The organism is Curtobacterium sp. MCSS17_006 (genome assembly GCF_003234215.1).
Taxonomy (GTDB): Bacteria; Actinomycetota; Actinomycetes; order Actinomycetales; family Microbacteriaceae; genus Curtobacterium; species Curtobacterium flaccumfaciens.
The window spans coordinates 61,478-77,160 of record NZ_QKSO01000010.1; the positions used below are offsets into that span (position 1 = coordinate 61,478).

A 15,683-nucleotide genomic window follows, 5' to 3' on the forward strand; every position below is an offset into this window, starting at 1 on the left:
GCCTGGAGGCGCGACACCCGTCGTCGAAGCCGGTCGCGTCCGACCGGGGTCGGCCCTACTCCGGCTCGCTCGTCTTCTCGCCGACGACCTGCTCGTCGGACGCCTTCGCGCCCTCGGCGCCGTCCGAACGGCCGCCGTCCACGACCACGTCGTCCTCGTCGAAGCCGAACGCGATGTCCGGGGCCTCGAGCCGTACGCGGTCCGCGCTCTCGTCGTCGGGCTGCAGCTGCGACTCCCGTTCGGCGGCGACGCGCTTCAGGTAGTTCGCGACCTCGTGCTCGGTCGTCTCCTGGTCCCATCCGAGCACGTCCGCCATGAGCTTCGCGGCGACGGGCGCTGCTGACTCGCCGCGGTCCCAGGCCTCGATGGAGATGCGGGTACGACGGGCGAGGACGTCCTCCAGGTGCAGGGCGCCCTCGTGCGAGGCGGCGTAGACGACCTCGGCGCCGATGTAGTCGTCGGCCCCCGGCAGCGGTTCGGCGAGCGCGGGGTCCTGCTCGACGAGCTGCAGCACCTCGGTCGCGAGGGTGCCGTACCGGTTGAGCAGGTGCTCGATGCGGACCTTGTGCACGTTGAAGCTCCGTGCGGTGCGGGCGCGTCGGTTCCACGCGGCGGGGTAGCCCTCGGCACCGAGGAGCGGGATGTCCTCGGTCGTCGACTCCGGGATCCTGCCGTCCATGGCCGCGACGGCCTCGTCGATGGCGTCCTTGCCCATCACCCGGTAGGTGGTCCACTTGCCGCCGGCGACCACGACGAGCCCGGGCACGGTGTGCGCGACGACGTGCTCGCGGCTGAGCTGCGAGGTCTGGTCTGACTCCCCCGCCAGCAGCGGGCGGAGTCCGGCGTAGACGCCCTCGACGTCCTCGCGGGTGAGCGGGACGGCGAGCACCTTGTTGACGTGCTCGAGGATGTAGTCGATGTCCGCCGCGGTCGCTGCCGGGTGCGCCTTGTCGAGGTACCAGTCGGTGTCGGTCGTGCCGACGAGCCAGTGCCGGCCCCACGGGATGACGAAGAGCACGCTCTTCTCGGTGCGCAGGATCATGCCCGTGTTCGACTGGAACCGGTCACGGGGGATGACGAGGTGGACGCCCTTCGACGCCCGCACCTTGAACTGGCCGCGGGTGCCGATCATCGCCTGGGTGTCGTCGGTCCAGACACCGGTGGCGTTGACGACCTGCTTCGCGCGGATCTCGAACCGTTCGCCGGTCTGGATGTCGTGGGCCTGCGCGCCGACCACGCGCTCCCCGACCTTGATGAACCCCTCGATGCGGACGCGACTGGCTGCCTCGGCGCCGTACGAGGCCGCGGTGCGCACGAGGGACGCGACGTAGCGCGCGTCGTCGACCTGGGCGTCGTAGTACGTCATGCCGCCGACGAAGGCGTCCTTCTTGAGCCCGGGCATGTTCCTGAGCACCTGCTTCCGGCTGAGGTGCCGGTGGTGCGGGACGCCGGGCGGACGGCCGCCGGACCAGCTGAACACGTCGTACATCGCCATGCCGATGCCGATGTAGAAGCGCTCCCAGACCCGGTGGTTGAGCGGGTAGAGGAAGCGCACGGGCTTCACCAGGTGCGGGGCGATGCGCTGGAGCAGCAGGCCGCGTTCGATGAGCGCCTCGCGGACGAGTGCGAAGTTGAGCTGCTCGAGGTAGCGGATGCCGCCGTGCACGAGCTTGGACGAACGGCTCGACGTCCCCGAGCCCCAGTCGCGGGCCTCGACGATGCCGACGCTCAGGCCGCGGGTCACGGCGTCGAGCGCACTGCCCGCACCGACGATCCCGCCGCCGACGACCAGGACGTCGAGCTCCTTGGTCTTCAGCGTCTCGATCGCGGCCGCACGTTCGTCCGGCCCGAGCTTCGCCGCGGGGTCGAACCCCACGCCGGGCGCGACGTCACGTGGACGTCCGGCCGTGCTGGTCTGCTTCGTCGTGCTGGACTTGGCCATCGTCGCCTCCGGGTCACGGTCGGCGCCGTGGCGTCACCCGGGTTCGCGCCCGGGTGCCACCGTCACTGGTGGTACGGCGCCACGACCACTTCTACTCGCTGGAACTCCTTGGCGTCGGAGTATCCGGTCGTCGCCATCGAGCGGCGCAGGGCACCGACGAGGTTGGCGCGGCCGTCGTGGGTCGGCGTCGGGCCGTTCAGGACGTTCTCGAGCGGGGCGATCGTGCCCACCTCGACCCGGCGGCCGCGCGGCAGCTCGGGGTGGTGCGCCTCCGCACCCCAGTGGTAGCCACCACCCGGGGCCTCGGTCGCACGGGCCAGTGCGGTGCCGAGCATGACGGCGTCGGCGCCCACGGCGATGGCCTTGACGATGTCGCCCGCGGTGTCGAGCCCGCCGTCGGCGATGACGTGCACGTACCGGCCGCCCGACTCGTCGAGGTAGTCACGACGGGCACCGGCGACGTCCGCGACGGCGGTCGCCATCGGGGCGTGGATGCCGAGCGCGGCGCGGGTGGTCGACGCTGCGCCGCCACCGAAGCCGACGAGCACACCGGCGGCACCGGTGCGCATGAGGTGCAGCGCCGACGTGTAGGTCGAGGCACCGCCCACGATCACCGGGACGTCGAGCTCGTAGATGAACTTCTTGAGGTTGAGGGGTTCCTCGGTCTGGGAGACGTGCTCGGCCGAGACCGTGGTGCCGCGGATGACGAACAGGTCGACACCGGCGTCGACGACCGTCTTCGAGAACTCCTGGGTGCGCTGCGGGCTGAGCGAACCGGCGACCGGCACGCCGGCTGCGCGGATCTCGGCCAGGCGTGCGGTGATCAGCTCGGCCTTGATCGGCTCGGAGTAGATCTCCTGCATGCGCTTCGTGACGTTGCCGTCGGTGAGCGACTTGATCTCGTCGTAGTACGGGGTCGGGTCCTCGTAGCGGGTCCACAGACCTTCGAGGTCGAGCACACCGAGGATGCCGAGCTTGCCCATCTGGATGACCGTCGCCGGCGAGGACACGGAGTCCATCGGCGCCGACAGGATCGGCGACGCGAACGTGAACGCGTCGATCGACCACTGCACGCTGACGTCGCGCGGGTCACGCGTCCGCCTGGAGGGGACCACCGCGATGTCGTCGAACGCGTACGCCCGACGTCCGCGCTTGCCTGCACCGATCTCGACTTCGCTCACCCGGACAGCCTACCGGGCGGGCTCTGCGGCGTGCACGGGCCGGACGGTGCGGCTCGCACCGTGCGAGGCATGCCGCGTACGGTGCGAGGTTCCGTGTTCGGTGCGAGGTCGCGAGGGTCGCACGACGTGCGGAACCTCGCACCACGCAGCCTTCAGCGCGGACGCCGCGGGGCCCGGCGGCGCTTCCGGAGCGCCCGCAGCACGAAGCCGAGCAGGAGCGCGAGCACCACGAGGACGACGAGCAGCACGGCCGCGACCTTGACGAGCAGCGCCGCCCCGACGAAGAGCGCGATGAACACGAGCCAGACGAGGGCGTCGAGCACGAGGGGTCCGGAGGTGCGCACCCGCGGAACGATACCGACCCGCGCGGGGCGAGCCGCGCCTCCTGGCCGGGTACAGGAGCGGGGCCGTGCGGCGCGAAGCGACCACGCACGGCCCCACCCGTCACGGATACCACCCCCACAGCGGTACCCGTAGTCGACGACAGCGCTAGCGCTGTGCGTCGACGTCCTTGGCGAGCGTCCCCAGGTAGAGCTCGATGACCTTGGGGTCGTCAGCGAGTTCCTTCCCGGTGCCCGAGTACGCGTTCTTCCCCTGGTCGAGCACGTACCCACGATCGCAGATCTGCAGACAGCGTCGCGCGTTCTGCTCCACCATGATGATCGACACACCGGCCTTGTTGATCCGGCGGGTCCGCAGGAACGTCTCGTCCTGGCGCACGGGGGACAGTCCGGCGCTCGGCTCGTCGAGCAGCAGCACCTTCGGGTCCATCATCAGCGCACGGGCCATCGCGACGGACTGCCGCTCACCACCCGAGAGCGATCCGGCCCGCTGGTTGCGCCGCTGGGCGAGGACCGGGAACAGGTCGTAGATGACCTCGAGCCGTTCGGCGAACTTCCGGGGCCGCAGGTACAGCCCCATCTGCAGGTTCTCCTCGATCGACAGCGAGGGGAACACGTTGTTCGTCTGCGGCACGAAGCCGACACCGGCCTGCACGAGCTTGTTCGCCTTGAGGTTCGTGATGTCATCGCCCTGCAGGGTCACCGAACCCTCGCGGATGGACACCAGCCCGAACAGCGCCTTCAGGAGCGTCGACTTGCCCGCGCCGTTCGGCCCGATGATGCCGATGAGCTCACCCGGGTAGCAGTCCAGGTCGCAGCCGTTCAGGATGTTCACGCCCGGCAGGTAGCCGGCGACGAGGTTCTTCGCGCTGAGCACCGGCTCGCGTTCCAGCGTGGCCGCCGGGTACGGACTGGAGGCACTGCTCGCGTTCGTGGGGTCCGTTGCGTCCGTCATCGGGTCGTCTCCTCTGCTGCGTCCTCTTCGGCGACTTCCTCCGCCAGTTCCTCGAAGGTCTCCTCGGTGAGGAGCGAGTCGTCACCCAGGTCGGTGTCGTGGTGCGCACCGAGGTAGGCGTCGATCACGGCCTGGTCGTCCATCACCGTGTCCGCCGGGCCCTCGGCGACGACCTTGCCCTCGGCCATCACGACCACCCAGTCCGAGATGTGCCGGACCATGTGCATGTCGTGCTCGACGAAGAGCACGGTCATGCCGTCGTCGCGCAGGGACTGGATGTGCCCGAGGAGCGACTGGGTGAGCGCGGGGTTCACGCCGGCCATCGGCTCGTCGAGCATGATCATCGTCGGGTCGGACATCAGCGCCCGGGCCATCTCGAGCAGCTTCCGCTGCCCGCCGGACAGCGAACCGGCGTAGTCGTCGGCCTTGGTGTCGAGCTTGAACCGGGCGAGGAGGTCCTCGGCCTTGGCCGTGATCTCGCGCTCTCGCTTCGCCCACACCGGCTTGACCAGGGCGGCGAAGAAGTTCTCGCCGGGCTGGTCGCGGGCGCCGAGGAGCATGTTCTGCATCACGGTGAGCCGGGACAGCGCCTTGGTCAGCTGGAAGGTGCGGACCATGCCCTTGTTCGCGATGTGCGTCGCGCTCGTCTTCTGCAGCGTGGCGCCGTTGAACTGCGTCTTCGCTCCGGGGCTCGGCTTGTCGAACCCGGTGAGCAGGTTGAAGAACGTGGTCTTGCCGGCGCCGTTCGGGCCGATGAGAGCCGTGATGGAGCCGCGCTGGACCTCGAGGTGGTCGACGTCCACGGCGGTCATGCCACCGAAGCGGCGGGTGACGTCGTCGACGGTGAGGATCGGGTCGGCCTTGGGGTGGCCGTAGGTCTCAGACACTGAACGTCAGCTCCTTCTTGTTGCCGAGCAACCCCTGTGGACGGAACACGATGAGCAGCATGAGCGCGACGCCGACGAGCACGTACGAGAACTGCTCGGCCTGCTGCGCGTTCATGATCGAGTCGGGGATGAAGTCGCCGGCCAGCGTGCGGATGAAGAGCCGGACGACGAAGAAGAGCACGGCTCCGAGCACCGGTCCGAACACCGTCGCCGCACCACCGAGGATGAGCGCCGTCCAGATGAAGAACGTCATCGAGCGGCCCATGGCGTCCGGTTGCACCGAACTCGGCAGCACGTAGATGATGCCCGCGATCGCACCGAGCGCCCCACCGAACACGAGCGCCTGCATCTTGTACGAGTAGACGTTCTTGCCGAGCGAGCGGACGGCGTCCTCGTCCTCGCGGATGGCCTTCACCACGCGGCCCCACGGGCTGCGCATGAGCAGGAAGAGCACCAGGGTGAACAGGGCGACCATGGCCCACGCCGCGATGCGGATCCACCAGCCGTTGACGCCGTTGTTCGCGTACGTGAACCACAGGATCGTGGTGGTCCCGTCGGGCAGCGGGCTGAGGGCGGTGAACGGGTCGCGGTAGCTCGACCCGGTGATGCCGTTCGAGCCGCCCGTGGTCGAGGTGAGCAGGCTCGAGCGGCCCACCATGCGGATGATCTCGGCGCCGGAGATCGTGACGATCGCCAGGTAGTCGCCGCGCAACCGCAGGGTCGGGATGCCGAGGATGATCGCGAACACGATCGCGACGAGCAGGGCGATGAGGACCGCCATCACGAACGGCAGCCCGTTGGTGATCGAGATCGCGAAGCCGTAGGCACCGAGCAGCAGGAACGCTGCCTGGCCCATGTTCACGAGGCCGGTGAGCCCGAAGTGCACGTTCAGGCCGATCGCGGCCAGCGCGAACGCCGCCGTGGTCGGGGCGAGTGCCTCCTGGGTGAGCGAGGACAGCAGGTTGAGGATGTAGTCCATGCGCGTGCTCCCTTAGCCGATCCGCTCGGCGCGGCCGAAGATGCCCTGCGGCCGGAACAGCAGGATGAGGATGAGGATGACGAGGGCGGTGGCGTACTTGAAGTCACCGGGGAGCACCAGGTTCGTGAGCTCCACGACGACGCCGATGATCATCGAGCCGACCAGGGCGCCGTACGCGGTGCCGAGGCCGCCGAGCGTGACCGAGGCGAACATGAGCAGGAGCAGCTGGAGCCCGGTCTGCCAGTTCACGCCGTTCAGGACGAGTCCGAGCATCACACCGGAGAGCCCCGCGAGGCCGGCGGCGAGCGTCCACACGAAGCGGATCACCCGGTCGACGTCGATGCCGGAAGCCGCGGCGAGCGCCGGGTTGTCGGACACGGCCCGGGTCGCCCGGCCGAAGCGGGTCTTCGCCAGGAAGAGCCCGGTCGCGATCAGGACCACGAGCGCGATCCCCATGGCGACGTACGACTGCACCGTCAGGGTGACGCCGGCGAACCGCACGGTCTCCGGGTTGCCCTGCTGGATGCGGACCGTCGAGGCGCCGAAGAAGTACTGGAACGCGTACTGGGCGGCGATCGACAGACCGATCGTCACGATCATGAGCTGTGTGAGGCTGATGCGCCGTCGCCGGAGTGGGCGCCAGATCGCGGCGTCCTGCAGGTACCCGGTCGCGGCGCACAACAGCGTGACGACGATGCCGGTGACCCATATGTTCCAGCCGAGCTGGTTGGCGAACACGTACGCCAGCAGACCGCCGAGGGTGACCTGCTCACCGTGCGAGAAGCTCGACAGCCCTGTCGTGCCGTAGATGAGCGAGAGCCCGATCGACGCCAGGGCGATGAGCAGCCCGAGCCGGAGCCCGGAGGCGAACTGCTGCCAGGCCCGCTGGATGCTCACACCCGACGAGTCCGTCGAGGTCGTGGCGCCCTTCTGGTCGGACAGCTGGAAGATCTGCCCGACGTTGGCGTTCAGGGTGGCCTGCACCTTGCGCTCGGCGTCGGCGGCGTTCGTCAGGTACTGACCCTTCGGCAGGGTGCCCTGGTCGACGCTCACGGTGTACTCGCCGGCCGTGTCGACGCTGACGGACCAGCGGCCGTCGTCGTTGGTCGTGGCCGTCTGGTCGAAGCCGCTCGGGCCGGTCACGTCGACGTCGACGCCCTCGGCCGGTTCACGCTCGGAGTCGGTGATCGTGCCCTGGATGCACCCGTTGTCGGGGCTGACGGTGCACGCCTGGCTGGTGGCCGGTGCCGAGGTGGCACTGAAGGCCGGCAGGGTGACCGCCCAGTCGATCAGGAAGGTCGCCAGGAACGCGGCGACGAGCACGGCCGCCAGGACCGGTCGTCGTCGTGCGTGGCGGAGGCGGAACAGGCGCGGCTGCGCCCGTCCCGGAGGAGTGATGGATCCCACGGAAGAGCCTCTCGTTCGGATGACGAGGAACCTATGGGGATTTTGTGACACCCGTGTTTCCAACACGTTCCCTGTGTGATTCGTACCCGAACTGTGACGTTGTGGAGGAACGCTGCGAGGCGGGCGCGATCCGTGCCTCCAGGCGGAATGCGGCGACAGCCGCTCGCGTTACCATGTCCTATCCGGAACCCGTCGTCGTGTTCCCGGTGTCTCGACACTTCACTCGCCCACGAAGGGGACCCATGGACCAGCCGGATCCGTTCGGATTCATCGGACTCACGTACGACGACGTCATGCTGCTGCCCGGGCACACCGACGTCATCCCGAGCGAGGCGTCCACGGCGTCCCGGCTCACCAAGCGGATCTCCGTCAACGTCCCGCTGCTCTCCGCCGCGATGGACACCGTCACCGAAGCCCGCATGGCCATCGCCATGGCGCGCCAGGGCGGCATCGGGATCCTGCACCGCAACCTGTCCATCGAGGACCAGGCTGCCTACGTCGACAAGGTCAAGCGCTCCGAGTCGGGCATGATCACCAACCCGGTGACCACCACCCCGGACGCCACCGTGGCCGAGGTCGACGCGCTCTGCGGCCAGTTCCGTGTCTCCGGCCTGCCGGTCGTCGAGCAGGACGGCACCCTCGTCGGCATCATCACGAACCGCGACATGCGCTTCGTGGCCACGTTCGAGCAGGCCACCACGTACGTGCGCGACGTGATGACGAAGGCCCCGCTGATCACCGCGATGGAGGGCATCGACCCCGAAGAGGCGATCGCCATCTTCGCGCAGCACAAGATCGAGAAGCTGCCGCTGGTCGACGCCGACGGCAAGCTCCGCGGCCTCATCACCGTCAAGGACTTCGACAAGAGCGAGCAGTACCCGGACGCCACGAAGGACGACGAGGGCCGACTCCGCGTCGGTGCCGCGATCGGGTTCTTCGGCGATGCCTGGCAGCGTGCCGAGGCCCTGCGTGACGCCGGCGTCGACGTGCTCGTCGTCGACACGGCCAACGGCGAGAGCGAAGGCGTGCTCGACATGGTCCGCCGTCTCAAGGCCGACCCGACGTTCGACGCGATCGACGTCATCGGCGGCAACGTCGCCACCCGCGCGGGCGCCCAGGCGCTCATCGACGCCGGTGTGGACGCCGTCAAGGTCGGCGTCGGCCCGGGCTCCATCTGCACCACGCGCGTCGTCGCCGGTGTGGGTGTGCCGCAGGTGACCGCCGTGTACGAGGCCTCCCTCGCCGCACGCGAAGCCGGTGTCCCGATCATCGCCGACGGCGGTCTGCAGTACTCGGGCGACATCGCGAAGGCCCTGGTTGCCGGCGCCGACACCGTCATGCTCGGCTCGCTGCTGGCCGGCACCGACGAGTCCCCCGGTGACCTGGTGTTCGTGGGTGGCAAGCAGTTCAAGGCTTACCGCGGCATGGGGTCCCTCGGGGCCCTGCAGACCCGTGGCAAGAAGACCTCGTACTCGAAGGACCGCTACTTCCAGGCGGACGTGCCGAACGACGACAAGCTCATCCCCGAGGGCATCGAGGGCCAGGTGCCCTACCGCGGCTCGGTCGGCAACGTCGTCTACCAGCTCACCGGTGGGCTGCGGCAGTCGATGTTCTACGTCGGCGGTCGCACGATCCCCGAGCTGAAGGCCCGTGGCAAGTTCGTCCGCATCACGGCGGCGGGGCTCAAGGAGTCCCACCCGCACGACGTCCAGATGGTCGTCGAGGCGCCGAACTACCGCAGCTAGCAGCACTCGACCAGACGCCCCCGCTCCGGACGGAGCGGGGGCGTCTGGCGTTCGTGAGCGGACGCGTCAGGCCGAACGCCAGTCGTTCGACGTGATGTGCGAGCCGCCGTGCGGGCCCATCTGCAGCATCCCGCCGTCCACCGGTAGGGAGACCCCGGTGATGTAGGACGACGCACGCGAGGCCAGGAACGCCACGGCTGCCGCGATCTCCCACGCGTTGCCCGGACGGCCGAGCGGCACGCCGGGGCGGTCGATGGTGTGCGGGTCCTCGTCCTCGGCGCCGGTCATCCGGGTGGCGATCTCGCCGGGGGCGACGGCGTTCACGGTGATGCCGTGTTCGGCGAGCTCGATCGCCATGGTCTTCAGCAGGCCGCCGAGCCCGTGCTTCGCGGCGTCGTAGGCACTCGAGCCGTAGCGGGGCTGGTGCTCGTGCACGCTCGTGATGCCGATGATCCGGCCGCCGGTGCCCGCCTGCACCATGTGCTTCGCGGCGGCCTGCATCGTGACGAAGGCCCCGTCGAGGTCGGTCGACACCGTGTGGCGCCACTGGTCGAGAGTCATCTCGAGGAACGGGGCGTTGTCGCCGGTGCCGGCGTCGGCCACGAAGACGTCGACGCCACCCAGCTGCGAGACGAGGCGGTCGACGACGGCGGCCGCCCCGGCGAGGTCGGAGACGTCGATCTGCTCGACGAAGGCACGACGGCCGGTCTTCCGGACCTCCTCCGCGGTCTCCTCGGCACGGTCGGGTTCGGACAGGTAGGTGATGCCGATGTCCATGCCGGCTTCGGCGAGCGCGACGGCGGTCGCACGGCCGATCCCGGATTCGGAGCCGGTGACGATGGCTGTGGTGGGCTGGAAGTCGCTCATGCGGCGGACCGTACGCCGGGCCTCCCGGGCGCCCTGCCGGACCATCCGCCTGGCGCAGGACGGGTCGCCACGCCCGCACCGTCGCTCCTGCGACGATCCCTGTCCCTGCGCACAGGAACGTCACGGCTCGGTAACGAAACACCTTTGCGTACCGCCCCGTCACACGGGCGAAACACATGGACCCTACGTTTCTCGACATCCAGTGGAGGCGTCGCATTCACCCGAAGCGGCACAGCCTCCGCGCAGAGAAAGGGCTCCACGGATGATCAGAACCACCCGTGCCACCGCGGCACTGGCGTTGGCGGGCGCAGCAGCCGTCCTCCTCGCCGCGTGTTCCACCACCGGCAGTGCTTCCCCCTCGAGCTCGGCGTCGAGCGATGCGAAGAAGGATCCCGCCGCCAGCTGCAAGGCCCCGGACACCCCCGGTACGGACGCGCTGAAGATCGGCACGATCCTGCCCCTGACCGGTTCGCTGGCCTACCTCAACCCGCCGGCGGAGTCCGGTGTCGGCCTGGCCGTCAAGGACATCAACGCCGCGGGCGGCGTCCTCGACAAGGACGTCACGATCGACCCGGCGACCGACTCCGGCGACAGCAACGACATGACCGTGTCGAGCTCCGCCGCGACGAAACTCGTCAACGCGAAGGTGCCGGTCGCGATCGGCGCCGAGTCCTCGTCCGTGACGCTGAACGTCATCGACCAGCTGACGAGCAACTGCATCGTCGAGATCTCGCCCGCGAACACCGCGACCGACCTCTCCGGCTACTCGTCCTACTACTACCGGACCGCACCGCCGGACTCGGTGCAGGGTTCCGCGCTCGGTCAGCTCGTGACCGGTGACGGCAACGCGAAGGTCGCCTTCCTGGTCTTCAACGACACGTACGGCACCGGCCTCCGCAACTCGGTGCAGGCTGCGGTCGAGGCGTCGGGTGGCCAGGTCGTCTACGGCGGCAAGGGTGAGGGCCAGGAGTTCCCGCCCGGCCAGACCACGTTCTCGTCCGAGGTGACCGCGGCCCTGGCCGCGAAGCCCGACGCGATCGTCGTCCTCGCCTTCGACGAGACGAAGTCGATCATCCCGGAGCTCGTGTCGCAGGGCAACGAGGCGAAGATCTACATGTCCGACGGCAACACGGCGGACTACTCGAAGGACTTCGACAAGGGCACCCTGACCGGTGCCCAGGGCACCATCCCCGGTGCCTCGCCGAAGGACGACTTCAAGAAGCAGCTCGCTGCGTTCTACAAGGACTCGTCGGGCAAGACGCTCGCCGACTACTCGTACGCGGCGGAGTCCTACGACGCCACCGTCCTCGCCGCCCTGGCCGCGGTGAAGGGCAAGGGCACCGACTCCGGCACCATCCAGGCCAACATGGCTGCGGTGTCGGGTGCTGACGGCGGCACCGAGTGCGCCACGTTCAAGGAGTGCAAGACGCTCCTGGACGACGGCAAGGACATCCACTACACCGGCCCGTCCGGCATCGGTCCGTTCGACGAGAACAACGACCCGTCGGCCGCCTACATCGGCATCTACAAGTTCGACGGCGACAACAAGCCCGTCTACCAGAGCGCCATCCAGGGTGCGGTGAAGAAGTAGGGCGCAGCCCAGCACCGCTCGCGAAAGCGACAGGCCCCCACGGAACTTCCGTGGGGGCCTGTCGCTTTCGCGTCGGCCTGGAGGCCCGTGGTGCGGCCGTCAGACCGGCTCGGCCTGGGTGGGTGCGAGCGCCCGGCGACGGGACGCCCGCGCGGCGGCGAACGAATCCGCCGTCAGCACCACGAGCGCGAGCCACACGATGCCGAAGCCGAACCAGCGTCCGGCCGACATCTCCTCGTGCTGCACGAGCACCCCGACGAGCAGCTGCATCACGGGCGCCAGGTACTGGGTCAGCCCGAGCGTCGACAGGCTCACCCGGCGTGCCGACGACGCGAAGAGCAGCAGCGGCACCGCGGTCGCCGGCCCGGTCAGCACCGTGATCACCGCGTGCCCCCAGCCCTCGCTCGTGAACGTCACGCCGCCACCGAGCCCGGTCACGCCGAGCAGCACCAGCGCCACGACCGCGATCGGCAGCAGCCACACGGTCTCGATCGTCAGGCCGCTCAGGGCATCCACGGTGCCGCCGACCCGCTTCTTCACCAGGCCGTACAGTCCGAACGAGAACGCCAGGGCCAGCGAGATCCACGGCATCTGCCCGTAGCCGATCGCGATGACGACGACCGCCACGACGCTCAGCCCGACGGCCGCCCACTGCGCCGGACGCAGGCGTTCGCGCAGGACCACGACGCCGAGCGCGATGGTGACGAGCGGGTTGATGAAGTAGCCGAGCGCGGCCTCGACGGTGTGGCCGGTGGTCGTCGCGAGGACGTAGACGGTCCAGTTGACCAGGATCAGGACGGCGGCGAGCCCCATGACGAGCATCACGCGGCGCTGGGCCATCAGGGTCCGGGTGCGGAGCCACGACCGGGTCACCGCGATCGCCACCGCGCAGAACACCAGGCCGAAGACGATCCGCCACGACACGATCTCGAACGCCGCCGCGGGGGCCATGGCCGCGAAGAGCAGGGGCATCAGTCCCCAGAGCCCGTACGCCACGATGGCCTGCACCACGCCGACGGATGCCTCGCTGCGGACGGGTCGCGCCGGACTCGGTTCACTCACGGAACCATCCTAGGAACGACCGCCGACGCGTGGGACGCGCACCGGGCCTCCAGGCGGGGTGCGCGGGCTGATCAGGACCGGCGCACCCGGGTGACCGGCCCCGGACGCACGAACGCCCCGTCGGCCCGAAGGCCGGACGGGGCGTCCGCGGTGAGTACTCGACTCAGTGAACGATGACCGCGAGGACATCGCGGGCCGACAGGACCAGCAGGTCCTCGCCCGAGTACTTGACCTCGGTTCCGCCGTACTTGGAGTAGATGACCTTGTCACCCACGGCGACGTCGAGCGGGACGCGGTTGCCGTTGTCGTCGATGCGACCCGGACCCACGGCGACGACCTCGCCCTCCTGGGGCTTCTCCTTCGCGGTGTCGGGGATGACCAGACCGGAAGCGGTGGTCTGCTCCGCCTCGACCTGGCGGATGACGATGCGATCCTCGAGCGGCTTGATGCTGACGGCCACGGTGACCTCTTCTTTCTCGGTACGGACTCGGTACAGATGAAAACCGGGTTGGCACTTCGCACAGGAGAGTGCCAACGCCAACTCTAGGGGGCCTCTGGCACTCGGTCAATCCGAGTGCCAGCACATCCGGAGAACACGCAGCACCTGCGAGGATCGACGCATGGACGCCGCCGAACTCACCGCACTGCTGACCTCCGACGGGATGGCCCTGCTCGACCGTACCCCGGGTGTCTCCGACGGTGGCGAGATCGTCCGCGTGGTGTCCCGGCTGCGCGCCGAGGGACACGATCCCCGGCTGGTCGCCGCGGTGCTGACCCAGGCGAAACTGCGGCTGAAGGCCCGCGGCAAGTTCGGCGACTTCGCCTCCCGCATGCTCTTCACCGAGGCCGGGCTCGAGCAGGCCACCCGGCTGCAGGTCGCGGCCCAGCACGCCGGACGCTTCGCCGCGGCCGGCCTGACCCGGGTCGCCGACCTCGGCTGCGGCATCGGCGGGGACGCCATGGCGATGGCGGCGCTCGACCTCGACGTCACCGCGGTCGACCGCGACGAGGTGACGGCGGCCGTCGCGACCCACAACCTGGCGGTCTGGCCGAACGCACGGGTGGAACTCGGTGATGCCGCGTCCTTCGACCTGTCCTCGGTGGACGGCGTGTGGATGGACCCCGCACGCCGCACCTCCGGCCACTCGGACACCCGCCGGCTTGCCGACCCCAACGACTGGTCGCCCTCGCTCGACACCGTGTTCGCCGCGGCGACGACGACGCCGACCGGTGTCAAGCTCGGACCGGGCATCGACCGCGACCTGATCCCGGACACCGCCGAGGCGCAGTGGACCTCCGTCGACCGCGAGGTCGTCGAGCTCGCCCTGTGGTTCGGACCCCTCGCCCGCCCCGGGATCCGCCGCGCTGCGACCGTCATCGGCGCGCACGGCATCGCCGAGATGACCGGAGCGGCCGACGCCGACGATGCCGAGGTCGGACCGCTCGGTGCCTACCTGTACGAGCCCGACGGCGCCGTGATCCGCGCACGGCTGATCGGCGACCTGGCACGAGGCCTCGACGGGCACATGCTGTCCGAGGGCATCGCCTACGTCACGGCCGACCGCGCCGTCACGACCCCCTTCGCGCAGGGTTTCCGGGTGCTCGACACGATGCCGCTCGACGTCAAGCGACTGGCAGCACGGCTCGCCGCCGACGGCATCGGCACCGTCGAGATCAAGAAGCGCGGCGTCGACGTCGACCCGGCGCAGTTCCGCAAGCGGCTGCGGTTGCGCGGTTCGGGTCGCGTCACGCTCGTGCTCACCCGCCTGGAGGGACGCCACACGGCGATCCTGTGCGAGCGGCTCACCGACACGGTCGGCTGACGGCCGGGGGCCGCGTGCGGTGCTGCGAGCGCGTCGGCGTCGGCGTCAGCGTCAGTTGACGAAGGCGCCGGAGTTCGAGCTGTAGTCGGAGTAGTCGGAGTAGTCCGACGCGTTCGCGATCGAGATCCACACCAGGGCGACGATCAGGATGAACAGGCCCGTCAGGATCCAGCCACCGATGATGCCGGCGAGCGCCAGGCCGCGGCCACCCTCGCCGGTCTGCTTGATCCTGCCGAGGGCGATGTGGCCCATGATCGCGCCGGCCGGGCTCGTCAGGATGATGATCGGCCAGATGATGATGCCGCCGAACGCGAAGACGATCGACAGGATCGACAGGACGTTCGTCTTCGGGCGCTGCGCGTAGGGCTGGTACGTGTACGGGTTCGACGCGTAGGGCTGCTGCTGCGGCTGCGCGTACGGGTTCTGCTGCTGGCCGTACGGGTTCTGTGGGGCGCCGTACGCGTTCTGCTGCTGCTGCGGAGCCGCGTACGGGTTCTGCTGCTGCGGGGCCGCGTACGGGTTCGACGAGGCCTGCGGTGCCGCGTAGGGGTTCTGCTGCTGGCTGTACGGGTTCGACTGCTGCTGCGGCTGACCGTACGGGTTCTGCGGCTGCTGCGGAGCGCCGTACGGGTTCTGCTGCGGCGGGGCCGCGTACGGGTCCTGCTGCTGGCCGTACGGGTTCTGGGGCGCCTCCGGCGCCGACGGCGCCTGCGGTGCGTCAGGAGCCTGCGGGGCATCCGGGGCGGGCGTGCCGTCGGGCTGTCCGTTCGCCGGGCCGTTCGGCGTCTCGCCCGGCTTCGGCCACTCGTTCTGATCGGACACCGTCCACCCCTCTCGGGCGTCCGGTCTCTCCGACGCCCGTGTGAATCCTCCCACAGGCTCCCGAAGAAGGACCGGGGCCGA

Annotated in this window: 14 protein-coding genes; 3 read left to right on the forward strand and 11 right to left on the reverse strand. The window is 69.5% G+C overall.

The window, feature by feature from the left end:
• Nucleotides 1-55: 55 nt before the first annotated feature.
• The 7 genes from DEJ21_RS11015 to DEJ21_RS11045 form a co-directional block, all read right to left on the reverse strand.
• Entirely contained in the window at nucleotides 56-1,942 is a 1,887-nt protein-coding gene (locus DEJ21_RS11015) for a glycerol-3-phosphate dehydrogenase/oxidase (protein ID WP_111224620.1), read from the reverse strand.
• Between the two features lie 62 nt (nucleotides 1,943-2,004).
• On the reverse strand, nucleotides 2,005-3,123 hold the full coding sequence (locus DEJ21_RS11020; RefSeq protein WP_027466694.1) for a GuaB3 family IMP dehydrogenase-related protein: 1,119 nt from the start codon (nucleotides 3,121-3,123) through the stop codon (nucleotides 2,005-2,007).
• A 152-nt stretch (nucleotides 3,124-3,275) separates the two neighbouring features.
• On the reverse strand, nucleotides 3,276-3,467 hold the full coding sequence (locus DEJ21_RS11025) for a hypothetical protein (protein ID WP_027466695.1): 192 nt from the start codon (nucleotides 3,465-3,467) through the stop codon (nucleotides 3,276-3,278).
• A 145-nt stretch (nucleotides 3,468-3,612) separates the two neighbouring features.
• Nucleotides 3,613-4,419, reverse strand: coding sequence for an ABC transporter ATP-binding protein (locus DEJ21_RS11030; protein WP_258375012.1), 807 nt, complete (start codon nucleotides 4,417-4,419; stop codon nucleotides 3,613-3,615).
• Complete coding sequence (locus DEJ21_RS11035; RefSeq protein WP_027466697.1) at nucleotides 4,416-5,306, reverse strand: ABC transporter ATP-binding protein; 891 nt, start codon at nucleotides 5,304-5,306, stop codon at nucleotides 4,416-4,418. Before DEJ21_RS11035 ends, DEJ21_RS11030 begins: the two co-directional genes overlap by 4 nt.
• Nucleotides 5,299-6,285 carry a branched-chain amino acid ABC transporter permease gene (locus DEJ21_RS11040; RefSeq protein WP_027466698.1) on the reverse strand — a complete coding sequence of 329 codons (987 nt, stop codon included), beginning with the start codon at nucleotides 6,283-6,285 and terminating at the stop codon, nucleotides 5,299-5,301. The genes DEJ21_RS11035 and DEJ21_RS11040 overlap by 8 nt, the downstream gene beginning before the upstream one ends.
• A 12-nt stretch (nucleotides 6,286-6,297) precedes the next feature.
• On the reverse strand, nucleotides 6,298-7,608 hold the full coding sequence (locus DEJ21_RS11045; protein ID WP_111224621.1) for a branched-chain amino acid ABC transporter permease: 1,311 nt from the start codon (nucleotides 7,606-7,608) through the stop codon (nucleotides 6,298-6,300).
• A 326-nt stretch (nucleotides 7,609-7,934) separates the two neighbouring features.
• Between DEJ21_RS11045 and guaB the strand changes: the two genes are divergently transcribed.
• Nucleotides 7,935-9,437, forward strand: a complete 1,503-nt coding sequence (gene guaB, locus DEJ21_RS11050; protein ID WP_071404638.1) for an IMP dehydrogenase — start codon at nucleotides 7,935-7,937, stop codon at nucleotides 9,435-9,437.
• 66 nt (nucleotides 9,438-9,503) lie between these two features.
• On the opposite strand, the gene DEJ21_RS11055 is transcribed toward guaB, so the two are convergent.
• Nucleotides 9,504-10,304 (reverse strand): SDR family oxidoreductase, encoded by an 801-nt coding sequence (locus DEJ21_RS11055; RefSeq protein WP_111038526.1) that lies wholly within the window; start codon nucleotides 10,302-10,304, stop codon nucleotides 9,504-9,506.
• A 262-nt stretch (nucleotides 10,305-10,566) separates the two neighbouring features.
• On the opposite strand from DEJ21_RS11055, the gene DEJ21_RS11060 reads away from it, so the two are divergent.
• Nucleotides 10,567-11,895, forward strand: a complete 1,329-nt coding sequence (locus DEJ21_RS11060) for an ABC transporter substrate-binding protein (RefSeq protein ID WP_071404636.1) — start codon at nucleotides 10,567-10,569, stop codon at nucleotides 11,893-11,895.
• Between the two features lie 99 nt (nucleotides 11,896-11,994).
• On the opposite strand, the gene rarD is transcribed toward DEJ21_RS11060, so the two are convergent.
• Nucleotides 11,995-12,957, reverse strand: coding sequence for an EamA family transporter RarD (rarD, locus tag DEJ21_RS11065; RefSeq protein ID WP_181435851.1), 963 nt, complete (start codon nucleotides 12,955-12,957; stop codon nucleotides 11,995-11,997).
• A gap of 163 nt (nucleotides 12,958-13,120) precedes the next feature.
• Entirely contained in the window at nucleotides 13,121-13,417 is a 297-nt protein-coding gene (groES, locus tag DEJ21_RS11070) for a co-chaperone GroES (RefSeq protein WP_017885484.1), read from the reverse strand.
• 160 nt (nucleotides 13,418-13,577) lie between these two features.
• On the opposite strand from groES, the gene DEJ21_RS11075 reads away from it, so the two are divergent.
• Nucleotides 13,578-14,780, forward strand: coding sequence for a class I SAM-dependent methyltransferase (locus DEJ21_RS11075; protein WP_111224622.1), 1,203 nt, complete (start codon nucleotides 13,578-13,580; stop codon nucleotides 14,778-14,780).
• A gap of 51 nt (nucleotides 14,781-14,831) precedes the next feature.
• Here the strand turns inward: DEJ21_RS11075 and DEJ21_RS11080 are convergent, their stop codons facing one another.
• Nucleotides 14,832-15,602, reverse strand: a complete 771-nt coding sequence (locus DEJ21_RS11080) for a DUF4190 domain-containing protein (RefSeq protein WP_111224623.1) — start codon at nucleotides 15,600-15,602, stop codon at nucleotides 14,832-14,834.
• Nucleotides 15,603-15,683 lie beyond the last annotated feature (81 nt).